We start from the raw sequence: 15,879 nt of genomic DNA on the forward strand, positions 1-15,879 counted from the left end.
GCCGTGGCAGCCACGGTAGCCGAAATCGACCCGCGTGTATGGGCCGATGCGTTCGATGACCTGTTCGCGCAGGTAGTGGCACCGTTCTTCGGCCGGCGTGAGCCGCGGATCAGAGCGCGTGGTTACCTGCTGGGCCTGCTGAGTTCGCTGGAACGCAAGAACGGCTGGTCCCTGGCCGAGTTCGCCGGAGACGCGACACCCGACGGGATGCAACGACTGCTCAACCACGCCCGCTGGGACGTCGATGCGGTCCGGGATGCACTGCGGGCCCAGGTCGCCGAGCGGCTCGGGTGCCTGGACGGGGTGCTGGTGGTCGACGACACCGGGTTCGAGAAGAAGGGCCGCCGCTCGGCCGGGGTGCAGCGCCAGTACACCGGCACGGCCGGAAAGATCACCAACTGTCAGGTCGGAGTGTTCGCCTCCTACCTGCACCCGGCCGGCAACGGGTGCTGATCGACCGGGAACTGTATCTGCCCGCTTCCTGGTTCACCGCACCCGAGCGGCGCACCGACGCCGGCATCCCGGAGCAGGTGGAGTTCGCGACCAAACCGGAGCTGGCCTGGAGGATGATCGAGCGGGCCGCCGACGATCCGCTGCTCACCTTCGCCTGGCTCACCGCGGATGAGGGCTACGGCGACAACCCCGTGTTGCGTGAGCGGTGCCGCAGCCGGGGTTTGAGCTACGTGTTCGCTGTCTCCTGTGACCACCCGATCGTGCTGGCCGGCCGGAAGATGCGTGCCGATGAGGTCTTCGCCGCGCTGGAGGAGCAGGCGTGGCAGCGTTACTCCTGCGGCCAGGGTGCCAAGGGCCACCGCTACTACGACTGGGCGTGGATCCCGCTCGGCCCGGCCGAGTGGCTGCTGGCCCGCCGCTCCATCACTGATTCCGGCGAGCTGGCGTTCTACACCTGCTGGGCCACCGGCCCGGTCGCGCTGCCGGAGCTGGTGCGAGTGGCGGGATCGCGGTGGAGCGTGGAGGAATGCTTCCAGGCCACCAAGAACGAGGTCGGCCTGGACCATTACCAGGTCCGCAAGCACCTGGCCTGGTATCGGCACGTCACGTTGGCCATGGTCGCTCACGCTCACCTGGCTTTCCTCGCCGCCGGCCCACCCGGCGCAACGGGCGCTCAGCAGGGCGAGGCTTTCTCGGGCCTGGCCACACAGGGGGCCCTGCCGACAGGGACGATCACAGCTTGAGGGTGCGAACGGTGACGATTCCGGCGAGCTGATCCCGCTTACCGTCAACGAGATCCGGCGTCTGCATGCTCATCTTGCCCAGCCCCGGCACCCTGCCAGTCATCGAATCCGCTGGTCACAGTGGCGACGTCGGCATCAAGCCCGCGCCCGCCGCTGCCATTACCAGCGACAGCGACGAATCATCGATCACTAAATGCGGCTGGAGTACTAACGCGGGCTCAAAGATCGCACTCGGGCTGAGAAGGCTGCTGCTCATCCGGCACCCGCAGGAGTGGCTGCACCGCCGCATGCAAGCGGACGTTCCGGCAATCGAGACCCTTGAGGAGCGTTGCCCCTTCCCCATAACGGCATGCGGCGGTGCCACCGATGGCGTGGCGCCCAACGTCGACGCCACCTATCCCTTCCGCAACAGGGAGACGGTCCCCGGCGACCACAAGTCGATCATTCGGCCGCGCGGCCCGAGCGACGAGTCCTACCAGCTCTTCAAACGTCTTATCCGCCAATATCTGGCATCAGACGGCGGACGTAGCGCTCCACTGGGGGCACCGGCCCCGCCGGCCCCATCCCCTCCCTCGACGGTATCGCTCAGGTGTCGATCGAACCGCCGTGGTCGCAGCGGGAGGTGAGCGATCTACAGGGTCGCGCCGAGGATGTCGAAGCCATACTGGCCAGCAACGCGAAAGTCCTCGTGCTCGCCGGACTGGGCGGTGTGGGGAAGAGCCGCGTGGCTCTTGAAGCGGCTCACCGGATGCGTCCTCAGCGCGACGTCTGGTGGATCAACGTCACCGAACTTCATACCGCAATGCAGCAACTGGGACTTCGCCTCGGCATTCCGAAGAGCACCCTCGTCGAAGCGACGAGCGCGCGGAACGTTCCGGACGTGATCTGGAACGCACTCGAGAACCATGGACGCCCCTGGCTCATCGTTTTCGACAACGCCGACAACGCCGACTCCCTCGCAGCAGGCATCGGACGAGTCGCCGACGGCAGAGGCTGGCTGCGCACACCCGCTACCGAACACGGCCGGGTCATCGTGACCAGCCATGACCGCAACGAGACCACGTGGGGACCCTGGTGCCAGATCAGGACCATCAATCCCCTGGCAGAAGATGACGGCATAGCGATACTGACCAAGACGGTCGGACAGCCATCAGCCGGGACACGAGAAGACGCGCGACTGCTCTCCAGGACGTTGGGCGGCCTCCCGCTCGCGCTCTGGTGCGCGGCGAGGCACATCAAGAACAGCTTCGAACAGTCCGGGGAGACCGGACACACGTTCACCGCCTATCGGCGTGACCTGGAATCCCGCCTGACAGCGGTCCCCGGATGCGGTCCTTTGGATCAAGAGCTGGGACTGGAGCTGGTGTACGAGGTCTTCAAGATCTCCCTCGACGCACTGGCGAAGAGCGGGATGCCTCAAGCGGCACCACTGCTGAAAGTGCTGGCCTGCATGAATCCCAGTGCCATCCCCTATCCGGTGCACACAGCGGAGAAGCTGGCTCACGCCGACTTGTTCGACGGTCACCCCACTCCGGACATCGACAGGATCCTGCAACGACTGAACGATGTCGGACTCGTCACTTTGCAGCCGGTCCGTGGACAAGGGAACCGGCTGGGTGAATACCTGACCCAGACCGTCTCCATGCACCCGGCCGTACACCTGGTCCTGCGCACTGACCGCGACGTGATGAGCCGGCCACGTGCCTACTACGGCTTCGCGCTACGACTGCTGGAAGACGCTCTCGGCAAGTCGGATCCCGATCAGAGCGAAGACCGTGCGCTGTGGCAGTTGGTTGCGCCGCATGTCGTGCAAATCACCGACACCGTCGTCGCCACCCTTCCGCACGAGCAGGACCTCATTCGCAAGGCCCTTGGCCTGGCCCGTTCCACGAGCCGCTACTTCATCGCGGCCGGCCTCCTGTCACCGGCCAACGACTTTCTTCCCCGGTTGATCGATCGTTGCGGCTCGTACGGCTTCTCCTCGGATGACAGGGAGATCATGGCACTGCGTCATGAGCACGGACGCATGCTGATCGAGATCGGAGAGGCCGAACTCGCCGAGACACGCCTGCGCGAGCTGATCGCGGATCGCGCGCGCGTACTCGGCGAGAACGACCGCGATACGTGGGCAAGCCGGCACAAGCTCGCCAAAGCGATCCTGGTCCAGGAGGGCCGCTGGCAGGAGGCAGAGCAACTCCTCTGGGGGATTCTCGAAGCCGAGGACGCGCTCGACCCGAACCATACGGACAGCATGGTCGTCAAGCACAGCCTCGCCCGCGCCATCCTCGCGCAAGAAGAAAGACGGGCTCCGCTGGCCGAACGGATGTGCCGGGAAATCCTGAGTCAGTGGGATCCAAGCGGGACTTCACCTCTTAACGAGGTCCTTTTCGTGCGAGGCACGCTGGTCCGCGCATTGCATGTCCAGCGACGTATCGACGAAGCAAGGCAGGAGGCGGAGGCTACGCTCGCGCGCAACCAGGAACGCCTGGATGAGGTCCACGCCATGGCGCTGACCTTCTCCTACATCGCCATCCTGCTGGAGTTGAACGAGCTGAGCAAGGCATACGAGCAGGCCAACGCGCTGCTTGCGCGCCGCGCCCGCGTACTGGGAGATCGTCATCCGGACACCGCACGGACGCGCAAACTCCGTGACGACATCCGGAAACTTCTTCATGGTCCGGAATGAGCGCCCGCCTGCAGGGAAGTCGGCTAATCGTCAACTCCACCAGGCTGACACCGGAGGCGGTTGCAGGCTATTTTGAATGAGCCACGTACACAGATCACCATGTCGAAGGGGACACATATGTCGAAACCAGAGCATGTGCCACAAAGCCCTGCAAGCGACGAAGACCTGACACGCGACGATCTCGCCTTGGTGGAGATTGCCCAGCGACTCGCACGCCAAGCCCTAGAGTCGGAGTACCAAGCCGCCGAATTGAGAGTAAAGGCGGCCGAAATAATCTGAATTCGGCCAGCATGAAACGACAACTCGCCGTGAGCGCACACACGTCGCGCAAGCGGACTGGGCTGGCAACACACCGACCCAGGACGACGCTCACGTCAGGCGACAGGTGAACGATGGCATGCACAGGAGCACGGCAAACGGCGGGCCCGCGTAGCCGACGTCCCAGCAAAGGGGCCCGCCGGACTCTTCGTGCGCTGTCGGGCGACTGCCAGCCGTGAAGTCGAACGGAACACCTACCGCCGGTCACGAACTGCGACGTCGAATGACGTTCTGGAGACACTGAGCGCGCGGCACGAGGTCAGCGTATGGCGACTCGGCGATGTGAACCTCCTTATGTGTCGCAGACAATTCCATAAGGCAGCCCGTCGGATCGTCGCATCGAATTCGACGATTCACCGCGCGAAAAATTCGCCCCACTTTCAGGAATGACTGTGCGACGCGATCGGCAAGCACCGTTCATTATCCATTGGTACGCTCGCTCAACCGCGCCCCTGACGGGCGGATGACGATGAGGACGGTCATGTCGCCCGGCCGGCACCCGATCGGTGGCCATGGCTGAGCATCACGGCGAAATCCACGGTGTTCGTGGCCCCGCGGAGTTCGCGCGTTTCCGGGAATGGCTTGGCGGCGCGGTCGAAAACGATCGTCGATCGAACGGTCAGGTGACGGTGAGGACGAGTTTGCCGCGGGTGCGGCCTTGTTCGCCCTGGCGGTGGGCTTCGGCGGCCTCGGCGAGCGGGTACGTCTGCTCCACCTCGACGGTCAGGTCGCCCTCGTCGATGAGGTCGGCGATGCGGGTGAGGGCGGCGCCGTCGGGCTCCACCAGGATGCCGGTGGCTCGTACGCCCTGCTCGCGGGCGCGGTCGAGCAGTTCGGCGGCCACGCCGGACGGGACGGCGATGAGCAGGCCGCCGGGGCGCAGGACTCCCAGCGAGCGGGTGCTGGTCTGGTCGTGGACGTCGCCGATCAGGTCTATGACCACGTCCACGTCGCGTACGGCCTCCTCGAAGCGCGTGGTGGTGTAGTCGATGAGCTCGTCGGCGCCGAGCGAGCGCAGCCAGTCGTGCTTGGCGGACCGGGCGGTGCCGATCACGTGCGCGCCCGCGTTCTTGGCGATCTGCACCGCCAGGTGGCCGACGCCGCCGGCCGCCGCGTGGATGAGCACGCGTTGCCCGCTGCCGATGTGCGCGGTGTCGATGAGGGCCTGCCAGGCGGTGAGGGCGGCCAGGGGCGTACCGGCGGCGGCCACGTGGCCGATCGAGCGGGGCTTGCGGGCGAACTGGCGGGACGGCGCGGTGACGTACTCGGCGTACGCGCCCGCCTGGCGCGGGAACCACGGCATGCCGAACACCTCGTCGCCCGGCTGGACGATGGTCACGCCGAAGCCGACCTCCTCCACCACGCCGGAGACGTCCCAGCCCAGCACGAACGGCGGGTCGCCGAGCACCCCCGCCATGCCGGAGCCCTGGCGGGTCTTCCAGTCCACGGGGTTCACGCCGGCGGCGTGCACGCGTACCAGGATCTCCGTGGGCAGCGGCGCGGGGCGCGGCACCTCGGCCAGGTGCAGCACCTCGGGGCCGCCGAAGGTGTCCTGGGTGATCGCGCGCATGGTGGGTGGCATGGGCTTGGGTCCTCGCTCGGCTCGTACGCCGGACGCCGATCGCCCGGCCGCGACCGGAAGTACCCGGAGCCTGGTAGTGGCTAGCAGAAGGCATTTCTAGCTTTCGGCAAGCAGCGTCCGGTTCTCCTGGTTTCGCGTCCACCCGACTGCTCGACGTCGCCCACGCCGCCCGGCCCGGCCCTCCGCGGCGACCGGCCACACGGCCGCACCGCTCACAGCCCTCCGCCCCGACCGGTCACACGGCCGCGCGGCCGGACAGCCGCGCGGCCGCATCCCAGCGCTACGGGCGCGTGGTTCCCGCCGGGTACGGGCGGTTGAAGCGGGGTGGGGTGAACGGGATGTACCGGGGAGCGGGGTCGGCTCCCAGGCGCGCCGCGCGGGCGTTCATCGCCGGAGCGGACGTCGCCGGCCAGCGGCCCGTGCGCAGCCGGTCGAACATGACGGCCAGCGCGGCGTGCTGCTCCGCCGGTGAGAAGTCGCAGTGGCCGGCGCTCTCGGTGTACGTCTGGCGGAGCAAAGAGCCCGCTCCCGCCCGGCGCACGTTCTCCTCGTACGCCTGCTGCTGGGCCACGGTGGAGATCTGGTCGCCGATGTTCGACAGGGTCAGGACGGGGATGCGCAGCCTGCCGTCCAGCACGAGACCGCGGGCGAACCGCTCGACGGCGTCCGGGTCGGCCGCGATGCGGGGCGCCGCGGCCAGCGTCTTGAGGTCGCCGGCGAGGTCGAGCCCCGCCGCCTTGTACAGCTTGTCGACGGCGCGCCGCAGCGCGGGGTCGGCCTGGCGCAGTTGCGCGGCGTAGTCGACGCCGGTGTTCCACGACGGGTTTCCGCCCACCACCTGCATGATCTGGCGGCGGCTGCTCATGGCCTGCCCGACGTACGGCAGGGGGCCGCCGGCGAGCGCGAGGTAGGCGCCTTGCTCAAGGGCGGCGGCGTCGCCGCTGGCGGGAGGCGGCGGCGTGGTGCCGTCGGGGTTCCTGCCCCACGCGGGGAGCTGGCCGATGGCGGCGGCCAGCGCGATCCTGGCCCGGCCCTCAGGGGTGCGCTGGGCGGCGGCGAGCGCGTCGAGCCACGCCTGGCGGGCCGACTCGACGTCCTCCGGGATGTCGATCACCGGGAGTCCCGGGGCGACCAGGCGTTCCAGCACGAACATCGTGTCGAGCTTCTGGTTCCACTGGGCGACGGATCCGCTGAGCCCGCCGCACATGGGGACGGCGGCGTGGAAGGCGCCGGGGTGGAGCTGTGCGGCACCGGCGGAGACGAAGCCGCCCATGGACGCCCCTGAGGCGACGGCGTAGCGGGCCCTGCCGTACGCCTGCTCGAAGCGGGCCAGCGCTTCGGCCTGGTTGTCGATGGCGGCGCGGAGGTTCCAGCCGGTGATCTCCCGGCTGGTCCCGCCTCGGGCGACACCGTCGGCGAGCAGCCGGGCGGTCAGCTCCTCGTTACGGCCGGTGCCGGCGAAGTCGAGGGCGACGACCACGGTGCCGTTCCAGCGGGCCGGGACGACGAACTCGTAAGGCGTGCCGTCGCTGAGCGTGCCGCTGATGCAGGTGGGACGGGCGGGCGAGCCGGGCAGGCACGGCGTCCCGCCCCGCCGTACGTGTGAAGCGGCTGCGGGGGTTGCGGTGGCCTTCCCGGCGGCGGCGCCGGGGACGGAACCGGCGCCGCCACGCGAGACGGCGGCGGCCGGAACGGCCGTGATGGTGGCGGCCGAGACGGCGGTCGTGACCGCGACGGCCAGGCTCAGCATCGCGGATGCGCGGCGGCTCACAGCGACAGCCCCTTCGACTCGACCGTCCAGCCGTCCTCCCCGCACAGCCCGCAGTCCGGGCCGACGAAGCGCGCCCCGGCCTTCCGGTCGCCGCGCAGGGTGTAGTCGAACCAGTCCGCGGCCACCTGCCAGCCCGTCGTCGCCTGGAGCCCGGCGATGAAGCCGACGTGCCCGGCGCTCGCGTTCGAGGCCAGCACGGCGGGGACGTCGAGCAGGGCGTAGTTGTCGATGCTGTTCTGGTACGCGACGTCGTCAGGGCCGCCGTTGACCAGGAGCGTCGGCGTGTGCAGATCGGCGAGGCGGTCGCGTCCGTATCCGCCGAACGCCGGCTCGGGCAGGTACCCGGTGTTGAACCCGGCGACCGCGTCCACGATCGGGTCGGTGCCGGCGGCGAGCGCTTCGACGCCGCCGCAGCTGTGGCCGAGCACGCCGACGCGCGTGGTGTCGGCGCGGCCTTCGAACTGCTTGCGCGCCTGCTTCGATTCGGTGGCCCAGCGGGCGGCGGCGAGCAGCGCCTCGGGGTGCGCGATGGTCTCCTCGGGCGTGCTCGGTACGGGGAAGTCGGACACACCGCCGTTGGCGATCACGATGTACCCCTGGGAGGCAAGGCCGGTGAGGAACGCGATGCCTTCGAGGTTGCTCTTCGCGCAGGCGCCGTTGCCGTGGACGATCACGGGCAGGCTGCCCTTGCGCAGCTTCTTCAGGTCGGCGGGGCGGTAGACGGTGTGGCCGGGGAGCCCGTCGGCGGCCTCTCTGACGGTGGGCAGGACGGTGCGGGCCGCCGCGGGAGCCGGCGGTAAGGGGTTGCGGGCGGGCGAGGCCGTCGCGGCGGGGACGGAGCCGGCGAGGACGACCGCTCCCACGGTCGCCGCCAGCAGCATCCGGGCGGTCTTGAAGCGGGCCGACATCGGTGTGTGCCTCCACATCGGATGGGTGAGGCCGGCAAGAGGGTCGTGCCGGGAAGGGTTGGACGCGGACGAACCCGGCTGGGCCGGGAAGCGGGGTCAGGTGCGGGGGACGAAGCGCAGCGGGGCGGACTTGGGGCCGAATTCGAGCCAGTTGAACATCTCCACCTCGCCGTCCGCCGCGACGAGTGAGGTGCAGGAGAGCAGCTCGCCGAGGGCGGCGGCCAGCTCAAGGCGGGCCATCGCGGCGCCGGGACAGCGGTGCGGGCCGCGGCCGAACGCGAGGTGCCGGTTGGGCCGCCGTTCCAGGTCGAGCCGGTCGGCGTCGTCGAACACCGCCTCGTCCCTGTTCGCCGAGGGGAAGATCATCGCGATCGGCTCACCGGCGCGGATCGTGCGGCCGCCCAGTTCGACGTCCCGGGTGGCGGTGCGGGCGAACACCCGGTAGGGGGCGTACAGCCGCAGCAGCTCCTCGATGGCGGCGGGCAGCAGGCCGGGGTCGGCGCGCAGCCGGTCCTGGAGCGCGGGGTCGCGGGACAGGTGGACGGCGGCGCTGCCGAGCACGGCGTGCGGCGCGCCGATGCCGGCCACGACGGTCTGCCGTACGGTGGCCACGACCATGTCGTGCGGGATCGGCCGCTCAGGGTCGCGGGACGCCTCCAGCAGGCTGGACACCAGGTCCTCGTCCGGGTCTCGTGGGTCGGCGGCGCGTTCGGCGACGATGGTGCGGGCGATGGCGTACAGCTCTTCGCTGGCCGCGGCGACCCTCGCCCGGTCCATCTCCTGGATGGCGAAGCTGTACTCGACGCCGATGCGGCGGATCTCCAGCACCTGCTCGACCGGCAGCCCGAGGAAGATCGCGAAGCACTGCGCCGCGTACGGGAGCGCGAACTCCTGGGAGTAGTCGCCGCGGCCGCGCGCCAGCAGCGGCTCCAGCAGCTCGCGCGCGGCCCGCGCGAAGGCCGGTTCGAGCCGGCGTACGACGGCGCGGCGCAGCACCCGGTCCATGGGGGCGCGGTAGACGCCGTGCTCGGGCGGGTCGAAGTGCAGCGGCGGGCGGCGCTGGGTGCGCGGCACGTGCGGGACGACGTTCTGGGTGGCGGTGCTGAACGTCAGGCTGTCGCGGGCCACCCGCAGCACGTCCTCGTAGCGGGTGGCGGCCCAGAAGCCGCCGAAGGCGTCGCTCCACGGCACCGGGCAGCGCCGCCGTAGGCCGGCGTAGACGGCGTGGGAGCTGTCGAACGTCTCGGGCGCGGTGGGATCCCAGTCGGAGGCGCGGCCGGGGTCCGCGGTGGTGGTCATGGCAGAGTCCCTTCGTCGCGGGCTCGTCCGGTCACGGTCACAGCAGGTGGCGGCGGGCGGTGCGGGCGAGCGTCTCGATGGCGTACACGACGACGGCGATCGCGATGACGATCGCGGCGGTGGTGTCGTAGCGCAGTGTGGCGATCGACTCCTGCATGAGGTAGCCGACGCCGCCCGCGCCCGCGATGCCGAGCACGACCGACTCGCGCAGCGCGAGGTCGGCGACGAACAGGCCGTTCCCGGTGAACGCGGGCACGAACTGCGGCCAGGTCCCGGCGGTGAACGCCTGCCAGCGGCTCGCGCCGACCGAGGTCAGCGCTTCGCGGGGCAGCGGGTCGAGCTGTTCGAGCGAGTCGGTGAAGAACTTGGCGGCCAGCGCCGTGGAGGAGATCCACAGGGCGAGGAAGCCCGCGAACGGCCCGAGCCCGAGCGCGGCGACGAACAGCAGCGCGTACACCAGGTCGGGGACGCCTCTGACCACCACGAGCAGCACCCGCAGCGCCGCGCCGAGTGCGGGCCATGGGGTGGTGTTCGCGGCGGTGAGCAGGGCGGCGACCAGCCCGCACGCGGCGCCCGCGGCCGCCGCGCCGAGCGCCATGAGCAGGCTCTCCAGCACCGCCATGAGCAGGTCGAGGGTGAACGCGGGCGGCCACATGCCGGTGAGCAGCGCGCTCAGGTTGGGCCATGCGGACGACAGCCGGCCGGGATCGGGGCGCACCGACCACAGCGCGACCAGGAAGATCACGAGGGCGGCGGTCGCGCCGAGCACGCGCAGCACCCGGCCGCGGTCCCAGCCGACGTCGTACGGTGCCCGCCCGGCGGGCAGCGCGGCGGCGCCCGGCGTCCGCCCGGTCGATCGGCGGCGCAGCGCCACCGACAGCAGTTCGAGCAGCAGGACGAGGGCGACGATCACGCAGATGATGCCGGCGGCGCGGTGGTAGTTGAGGCTGCCGAGCGCGGTCTGCAGCGCCACGCCGATGCCGCCGGCTCCGACGATGCCGAGCACGGCGGAGGCCCTGATGTTGATGTCGAGCCGGTACAGCACGATGGCGGTCAGCGCGGGCAGGACACGGGGCAGGACGGTGGCGGCGGCCACCTGCGTCTCGCGGGCGCCGCACGCGCGCGCCGCCTCGGCGGGGGCGGGGTCGGTCTCCTCGATGGCGTCGGCGAGCAGTTTCGCGATCATGCCGACCGAGTGGACGGCGACGGCGAGCGCGCCGGCCGCCGGGCCGAGCCCGAAGATCCTGACGAACAGGATCGCGAAGGCCAGCGTGGGCACGGCTCTGGTGAGCACGATAATCGCGCGGGCGGCCTGCCGCGTCCACGCGCTTCCGCGGTGGGTGCGCGCGGCGGTGAAGGCCAGCGGTACGGAGGCCACGGTGGCCAGGCCGGTGCCCGCGACGGCGATGAGCAGCGTCTCGGCGATCATGGACGCGACGTCGCCGGCGGCGGGGAAGGTGGGCGGCCACATCCGGGCGAGCAGCCGGGCGGTGTCGTCGAGCCCGGCGGCGAGCGTGGCCGGGGACAGGCCGATCCACCAGAACGCCAGCCAGGTGACGGCCACGGCCGCGCCGAGCAGCCCGGCCGCGACGAGCGCGCGGCCGCTCACCGGCGGCCGGAGGGGGCCGGGGTCCTGCGCGGCGGTGGCGGAAGGGGCAGGGGCGGTGTCAACCATCGCGGGCCCCCGCGAGGTCGTAGATCGTCCGGAGCCGGGCGGCGGTGAGGTCGCGGGCGGGCTCGTCCAGCACCAGGCGGCCGCCGCGCAGCGCCACCACCCGGTCGGCGGTGGACAGCGCCAGCTCGACCTGGTGCAGGCTGCACAGGACGGAGATGCCGTCCTCGGCGCTGATGCGCTTGAGCGTGTCGAGCACGAGCACGCTCGCCGCCGGGTCGAGCGAGGCGACCGGCTCGTCGGCGAGGATCAGCTCGGGGCCCTGCAGCAGCGTGCGGGCCACCGCGACGCGTTGCTGCTGGCCGCCGGAGAGCGTGTCGCAGCGCTGGAAGCGCTGGTCGGCCAGGCCGACCCGGTCGAGCTGCTCGACGGCGCGGGCGCGCAGCGCGCGCGGGTAGCTCATCACCCCGTAGCGGGGCAGGCGCAGCGTGGCGAGGGCTCCCATGAGCACGTTCTCCATCGCCGACAGCCGCCCGACGAGGCCGAACTGCTGGAAGACGAAGCCGACCCTGGCCCGCAGGGCGCGCAGCCGGGCGCGGGAGCAGGCGGCCGGGTTCTCCCCCAGCGTGCTGACGGTGCCGCGGTCCGGCAGGTGCATGCCGTTGACCAGCCGCAGCAGCGTGGACTTGCCGGCGCCCGACGGTCCCGTCAGGGCGACGAAGCTCCCGCGCGGCACCTCCAGGGAGACGCCGTCGAGCACGGTGACGCCGTCGAAGCTCTTGCCGACGTCCGACAGGCGCAGGACCGGGTCGCCGTTCGTGATCTCAGCCACCGGACGTGCACACCTCCGCCTTGGTGACCTCGCAGATGCGGGTGATCGGCTGGTAGGTGGCGTCGGTGGCCTTGACGAACGTCCAGGCGGTGGAGGTGCCGAGCGTGCAGGCGGGGGCGCCGGCGTGCTCGCCCCAGGTCTTCGGCCCCTTGATCTCGCTGCCCTTGCACAGCCCGGCGGAGGCGGCGCCGGTGGCGGTCAGGCCGGTCACGGCTTTGGCGATCTTGTCGCGTACGTCCTGCGGCAGCCAGGTGCCCACCACGATCGGCGGTCCGGGGATGAGCGGCGAGGTCCACACCTTGGTGACCTGTCCGGGCTTGAGCTGGCCGCGGGCGGGCAAGAGCTGGTCGATGAAGACGTCGCCGACGAAGGCGATGTCGCAGTCGCCGGCCAGCAGCGAGGCGACGGCGGTGTCGTGCCCGTGGGTGAACACGGTCTTGACGTCCTTGTCCACGTCGACGCCGGCCTCGCGCAGGGAGGCGAGCGGCTGGAGGTAGCCGGTGGTCGAGCCGGGGTCGGTGAAGCAGACGTCCTTGCCCGCGACGTCCTTGAGCGAGGAGATGCCGCTGTCGCCGCCGCGGGTCACGCCGTAGGCGTACGCGCCGGGCTCGCCGCCGGGTTCGGCGACCGGCACGGCGACGGGCTCGACGTCGGCGCGGGTGCGGGCGAGGTAGTAGCTGAACGCGCCGTAGACGGCGACGTCCACCCGCTTGGCGACCTGCGCCTCGACGACGGCCGCGTTGCTGGTGACGGCCTGGAAGCGGACGGGGATGCCGAGCTCTTTGCCAAGGGCGGTGACGATCGGGGCGAACGACGCCTCGAGGTCGTCGCTCTGCTCTGACGGGATGGCGGCGAAGACCAGCTCGGCGGGCCGGCCTCCGTCGGCGGACGCGCTGCGGGTGGTGCTTCCGGGGCCGGCGCCGCAGGCGGGCAGGAGTGCGATCGCGGCAGCCGCCGCGATGGCGCCCAGAGCTGACTTGCGGAACATCGAGGCTCCTCACATGCAGGTGGTCGGGCCAAAGTAAGCAGCCCTCACACCATTGTCAACACTTATGTGACGACCGTAGGATTTGTGTCGAATAACATCGGCGACTCGATCCGGACGAGCGTCCCTCGATGTGTTGCCTTTCTTTGCGTTGCAGCTTCCCACCCCTGGAGGCGGACATCAATCCCCTTATCGTGATCAAACGGGCATCCTGCGCCGCGACGGTGCTCGCGGCGCTCGCCCTCGCACCACCGGCATCCGCCCAGGCCGCAGGGAACGGCCCGCTCAGTCTCGCGGGCGTGCACCCGAGCGGCGCCACGTACGCGATCGAGGTCCCGCGCGACTGGAACGGCACCGTGCTCTCCTTCACCCCCGGCTACGGCCAGGGCGCCGGTCCCGAGCACCGGCCGGCCGAGCTCGGCGGCGACGCGGCCTCGCGCGCCTGGTTGCTGGCCCACGGCTACGCGCTGGCCGGGACCCGCCCGTACGGCGACGGCTGGGCGGTCGAGGAGAGCCTGCGCGCCTCGGCCGAGACGCTGGCGACGTTCGCGAAGGCCGCCGGCGAGCCGGAGATGACGCTGGCGTGGGGCGCGTCGATGGGCGGCGCCATCGCGGCGGGCCTGGCGGAGCTGCGGCCCGATCTGATCGACGGCGCGCTGCCGTACTGCGCCTCGGTCGCCGGGCCGGTGGCGATGCTCAACCAGTCGCTGGACGCGGCGTTCGCGTTCAAGACCCTGCTCGCACCCGGCGAGGACGCGATCAAGCTGGTCCACCTGGCCTCGGCGGAAGAGGAGGCCCGCAGCACGGCGGCCGCCCGCGAGGTGCTGGAGGCCGCGCAGCAGACGGCGCAGGGCCGGGCGCGCATCGCGCTTGCGGCCGCCTTCGCACAGGTCTCGACCTGGTCGGTGCCGGATACGCCGGAGCCCGCGCCGCACGACTGGGAGAGGCAGCAGGCCCAGGAGTACGCCGCGTTCATGGCGACCGTCTTCTCCCCGCGCCATCCGCTGGAGCAGCGGGCGGGCGGGAACTTCTCCTGGAACACCGGGGTGGACTACCGCAAGCAGCTGCGCGAGTCGGGGCGCGAGCGGCAGGTGCGCGCGCTCTACGAGCGGGCGGGGCTGGACCTCGACGCCGACCTCGCGGCCCTGGCCAAGGCGCCCAGGGTGGCCGCCGACCCGGAGGCGGTGGCGTACATGGAGGACTACTTCACCCCGCGCGGCCGGCTGGGCGTGCCGGTGCTGACGCTGCACGAGCGCGGCGACAACTACCCCACCGTCACCCAGGCCCGCGCGTACGCCGACGCGGTCAAGCGAGCCGGGAAGGGCCCGCTGCTGCGGCAGGCGTACGTGGACAGGCCCGGTCACTGCCGCTACACCGGTGCGGAGTTCGCCGCCGCGGTCGAGACGTTGCGCGACCGGGTCGCCACCGGCCACTGGAAGGACGCCCATGCTCACGGGCTCGGCCGGCTGGCCGCGCGCCTGGCCGACGCCGACCCCGGCCTGGGAAGCGCGCAGTTCACCGATCACCGTCCCGGCCGGTTCCTGCGCCCGCACGTGCCGCGATGAGAGGAGATCGAGATCGGTGAGGACGTAGGATTCAGCCGGCCGCAGCCGACAGGACTTCAGATGATGGGGGGCGCCAGGTGACCGCGTCGCCGGAGCCCGGCGCCCTGCCCAGAGCGCGGCAGGGGGCCGAACCTCAGCGCCTGCTGACCACGCTGCTGGGCGACTACTGGTTCTGGCGGCAGGAGCACATCCCGTCGGCGGCGCTGGTCCGCCTGCTGGAGGAGTTCGGCATCACACCGGCCGGGGCCCGCGCCGCGCTGCGCCGGGTCACCTCGCGCGGGCTGCTGACCAGCTCGCGCAACGGCCGCACGACCGCGTACGGGCTGCCGCCGAGGGCCCATGACGTGATCGTGGCGCACATGCGCAGGCTGCTGACGTTCGGCGCGGTCACGCCGCGCTGGGACGGGCAGTGGACGGTGGTCGCGTTCTCGGTGCCCGAGGAGCAGCGCGACGTGCGCCGCGCGCTGCGCGACGGGCTGCGCCTGCTGCACTTCGGCATGGTCTTCGACGCGGTCTGGGTGTCGCCGCACGACCGGGCGGACGACGCTCTCGCGCTGCTGAGCAGGCTGGGCGTGCGCGGCGCCGCGGTGTTCCGCGCCCGCGAGATCGCCGGCGGCGACCTGGAGCCGGTGCTGGAGCGGGCGTTCGACGTGAACGCGCTGCGCGAGCGCTACGCCCGCTTCATCGAGACCCACCGGCCGATCGCCGAGCGGATCGCGGCCTCCAGCCCGCCGCCCGCGGAGGCGCTGCGGCTGCGCACCGCGATCATGACGGACTGGCGGACGTTCCCCGCGCTCGACCCCGACCTGCCGGCCGAGCTGCTGCCGGACGGATGGCCGCGTGCTGAGGCCAGGCGGCTCTGCGTGGAGATCTACGACTCGCTCGGCAAGCCGGCCGAGGAGCGCTTCCGCGAGATCCTCGCCGGGTTCGACCCCGAGCTGGCCGGGCTGGCGGCGCATCACACCTTCGCGCAGGCGGCCACGCTGGAGTCGCCGGCGATCCGCCGCCGTACGAGCTTCGACGAGGACACCGACCGGGCCCGCCTGGACCTGCTCGACGAGAACGGCCGGTCCCGCCAGAAAGCATGACATCTCGATAACGACCGCACTTGCAAACGTTGTCAAT

Annotated in this window: 11 protein-coding genes and 1 pseudogene; 5 read left to right on the forward strand and 7 right to left on the reverse strand. The window is 71.2% G+C overall.

Features of this window, described 5'->3' with window-relative positions:
• Nucleotides 1–75 precede the first annotated feature (75 nt).
• From WBK31_RS16820 to WBK31_RS16830, 3 genes and pseudogenes are all read left to right on the forward strand, one after another.
• Nucleotides 76–1,196 (forward strand): annotated as a pseudogene (locus tag WBK31_RS16820) (IS701 family transposase).
• Nucleotides 1,197–1,261: 65 nt separating this feature from the next.
• Complete coding sequence (locus WBK31_RS16825; RefSeq protein WP_406675186.1) at nucleotides 1,262–1,822, forward strand: hypothetical protein; 561 nt, start codon at nucleotides 1,262–1,264, stop codon at nucleotides 1,820–1,822.
• Nucleotides 1,786–3,882, forward strand: a complete 2,097-nt coding sequence (locus WBK31_RS16830; protein ID WP_406675187.1) for a hypothetical protein — start codon at nucleotides 1,786–1,788, stop codon at nucleotides 3,880–3,882. Before WBK31_RS16825 ends, WBK31_RS16830 begins: the two co-directional genes overlap by 37 nt.
• A 937-nt stretch (nucleotides 3,883–4,819) precedes the next feature.
• Here the strand turns inward: WBK31_RS16830 and WBK31_RS16835 are convergent.
• The 7 genes from WBK31_RS16835 to WBK31_RS16865 form a co-directional block, all read right to left on the reverse strand.
• On the reverse strand, nucleotides 4,820–5,782 hold the full coding sequence (locus tag WBK31_RS16835) for an NADP-dependent oxidoreductase (RefSeq protein WP_406675188.1): 963 nt from the start codon (nucleotides 5,780–5,782) through the stop codon (nucleotides 4,820–4,822).
• Nucleotides 5,783–6,062: 280 nt separating this feature from the next.
• Complete coding sequence (locus WBK31_RS16840) at nucleotides 6,063–7,553, reverse strand: alpha/beta hydrolase family protein (RefSeq protein WP_406675189.1); 1,491 nt, start codon at nucleotides 7,551–7,553, stop codon at nucleotides 6,063–6,065.
• Entirely contained in the window at nucleotides 7,550–8,461 is a 912-nt protein-coding gene (locus WBK31_RS16845) for a hypothetical protein (protein WP_364051948.1), read from the reverse strand. The genes WBK31_RS16840 and WBK31_RS16845 overlap by 4 nt, the downstream gene beginning before the upstream one ends.
• 96 nt (nucleotides 8,462–8,557) lie before the next feature.
• Nucleotides 8,558–9,760: a cytochrome P450 gene (locus WBK31_RS16850; RefSeq protein ID WP_364051951.1), complete on the reverse strand. Its 1,203-nt coding sequence runs from the start codon at nucleotides 9,758–9,760 to the stop codon at nucleotides 8,558–8,560.
• A 37-nt stretch (nucleotides 9,761–9,797) separates the two neighbouring features.
• Nucleotides 9,798–11,435, reverse strand: coding sequence for a phosphonate ABC transporter, permease protein PhnE (gene phnE, locus WBK31_RS16855; protein ID WP_378788685.1), 1,638 nt, complete (start codon nucleotides 11,433–11,435; stop codon nucleotides 9,798–9,800).
• Nucleotides 11,428–12,204 carry a phosphonate ABC transporter ATP-binding protein gene (locus WBK31_RS16860; RefSeq protein WP_364051957.1) on the reverse strand — a complete coding sequence of 259 codons (777 nt, stop codon included), beginning with the start codon at nucleotides 12,202–12,204 and terminating at the stop codon, nucleotides 11,428–11,430. Before WBK31_RS16860 ends, phnE begins: the two co-directional genes overlap by 8 nt.
• Entirely contained in the window at nucleotides 12,197–13,192 is a 996-nt protein-coding gene (locus WBK31_RS16865; RefSeq protein ID WP_406675190.1) for a phosphate/phosphite/phosphonate ABC transporter substrate-binding protein, read from the reverse strand. Before WBK31_RS16865 ends, WBK31_RS16860 begins: the two co-directional genes overlap by 8 nt.
• A 191-nt stretch (nucleotides 13,193–13,383) precedes the next feature.
• Between WBK31_RS16865 and WBK31_RS16870 the strand changes: the two genes are divergently transcribed.
• Together WBK31_RS16870 and WBK31_RS16875 are read left to right on the forward strand one after the other, a co-directional pair.
• Nucleotides 13,384–14,754: a hypothetical protein gene (locus tag WBK31_RS16870; protein WP_406675191.1), complete on the forward strand. Its 1,371-nt coding sequence runs from the start codon at nucleotides 13,384–13,386 to the stop codon at nucleotides 14,752–14,754.
• A gap of 77 nt (nucleotides 14,755–14,831) precedes the next feature.
• Nucleotides 14,832–15,842, forward strand: a complete 1,011-nt coding sequence (locus WBK31_RS16875) for a PaaX family transcriptional regulator C-terminal domain-containing protein (RefSeq protein ID WP_406675192.1) — start codon at nucleotides 14,832–14,834, stop codon at nucleotides 15,840–15,842.
• The last annotated feature ends 37 nt before the right edge of the window (nucleotides 15,843–15,879 follow it).

This window comes from Nonomuraea sp. N2-4H (assembly GCF_045291505.1).
In the GTDB taxonomy this organism is placed as follows: domain Bacteria; phylum Actinomycetota; class Actinomycetes; order Streptosporangiales; family Streptosporangiaceae; genus Nonomuraea; species Nonomuraea fastidiosa.

Coding starts and splice junctions, on each gene's coding strand:
- WBK31_RS16850 (WP_364051951.1), bottom strand. CDS start 9,760: ATGACCACCACCGCGGACCCCGGCCGCGCCTCCGACTGGGATCCCACC.
- WBK31_RS16835 (WP_406675188.1), bottom strand. CDS start 5,782: ATGCCACCCACCATGCGCGCGATCACCCAGGACACCTTCGGCGGCCCC.
- phnE (WP_378788685.1), bottom strand. CDS start 11,435: ATGGTTGACACCGCCCCTGCCCCTTCCGCCACCGCCGCGCAGGACCCC.
- WBK31_RS16845 (WP_364051948.1), bottom strand. CDS start 8,461: ATGTCGGCCCGCTTCAAGACCGCCCGGATGCTGCTGGCGGCGACCGTG.
- WBK31_RS16865 (WP_406675190.1), bottom strand. CDS start 13,192: ATGTTCCGCAAGTCAGCTCTGGGCGCCATCGCGGCGGCTGCCGCGATC.
- WBK31_RS16825 (WP_406675186.1), top strand. CDS start 1,262: ATGCTCATCTTGCCCAGCCCCGGCACCCTGCCAGTCATCGAATCCGCT.